A 1,826-nucleotide genomic window follows, 5' to 3' on the forward strand; every position below is an offset into this window, starting at 1 on the left:
CAGGGCGGTGTTCTGCAAATGCACAAGCAGTTTCAACCATGCCATCCTGCATTTCAGCAAAGAATTCATCGGTTCTTTGTTCAAATGGCCCGGAAAGGTATTCAGTTGGTGCTACGGTGGGAGTGCTCTCATTCGGGCCGTGTAAGCCAGAGCTGATCCTATCTACGATTAGCAGGGGGGCATTAGGTTCCAGTTCAGAAGATCGTACTATAGACTCCGCCACATGCTGACCACATAATCCTCCATGCCGTCTTTCCTGAATGAGTCCTTTAATTGTTCGACAACTACTTCGAGACCATTCAAGCACATGCAAATCTTTACTTGGAAGAGCTGCTGCTACTGAAGTAACCATCGAAAGTGCGTGGCTGTCTCCCATAACAATTGCCCCAAGCTTATCACCCCCATAGGTACAGCCTGGTACTGGCTTTGCCCCACTAGAATGGCACTCATCAATACGTGGGTTCTTGTTCTCTACTTCTGCAAAGATTGCATCAATCCTTGGGTCAAGCCTTCCCGCCACACCATCCTGAGCCCTTATAGCCAAAGCAGGTGCGGCAATGATGAACACCAGCAAGCCAGTGACAGCAATTTGTGGGATTTTGCTAAATTGCATCAACCCTCGGCGAGCAGGTTGTTCGATATAAGCCCAGGATGCCCATCCAAATAATAGTGTAAGCAACAGACCAACAAGAACAGGCAGAACCTCGCCCTGTACACCAAAGTAGATCAGAGCAACGCTGAACGGCCAGTGCCACAAATAAATTGAATAGGATGTTTTACCCAGCCACTGAGCAATGGCGGTGCCGGAAAGCCAGGAGTCAGAACGCGCCGCCAACAACACTAAAACTGTCCCAAGGACTGGAATTAAAGCCTGCCAACCCGGCCAGGGTGTAGTGCCATCAAACAAGAAGATGCTGGCGAGGATCAAACCAAACCCTAAGGCTTCCAGCAGCTTTGCCCAACCTTGCGAGGGGCGAAATTGACTGGCATAAAAATACACCAAACCACCGGCGAGCATTTCCCAGGCACGAGTCGGCAACAGATAAAAAGCAGCCGCAGGTGTTAAGCGAGTCATCACTACAGAAATCGCCAGAGAAGTCACAAAACCTGCAAGCAGCATAATCCCAATGAAGCGCCGATTGGGCCATAACTTCCATAAGATAACCAGCGCCACAGGAAACAGCAGGTAAAACTGCCACTCAACTGAAAGCGACCAAGTATGGAGCAGCAGCTTTTCATGCGAAGCAGCATCAAAATAGCCTGCCTCACGCCAGAATTTGATATTGGAGATAAATACCAGAGCCGTTATGACATGGGTTGCCAACATCCGATAATCAAGCGCAGGCAGAAAGAACCAACCTAGCATCAGAAGTGCGACACATAGCGCCATTAAGGCAGGAAGGATACGCCGAGCACGGGCAAGATAAAAACCGATTATTGAGAAGGACTTGACATTACCAGTTGCTGACGATAGGGGGGGGGTAGCCAGTTTATCCAAAATGATCCCGGTCATCAGAAAGCCGGAAATCACAAAAAACACATCAACACCGATAAAACCGCCATCAAAGCCAGGCACACCAAAGTGGAAAAGCACCACAGCAACCACGGCCCAGGCTCTTAATCCGTTAATATCCTTGCGAAAACTGTCCATACTCCCCCACCTTTTCTGATAAAAACCGTAGATGGCAGCAATTTTATATCATTATTTTTCTCCTTGCTATCGAGAGGGATCTTTTGGCTGATATTAAGGCTTCTTCAGATTGCCAGTGAAGCTGGTTTATGCATTAACACCATGCTAGAATCCGCTTCCCCTTATTTATGAGGGT

The 1,826-nt window shown here is 48.3% G+C and carries 1 protein-coding gene; it reads right to left on the reverse strand.

Annotation, left to right across the window (positions count from 1 at the left end; genetic code table 11):
• A partial coding sequence (locus IBX50_RS20295; protein ID WP_292258204.1) for an acyltransferase family protein occupies positions 1–1,651 on the reverse strand: 1,651 nt, incomplete at its 3' end.
• Positions 1,652–1,826 lie beyond the last annotated feature (175 nt).

This window comes from Marinospirillum sp. (assembly GCF_014859565.1).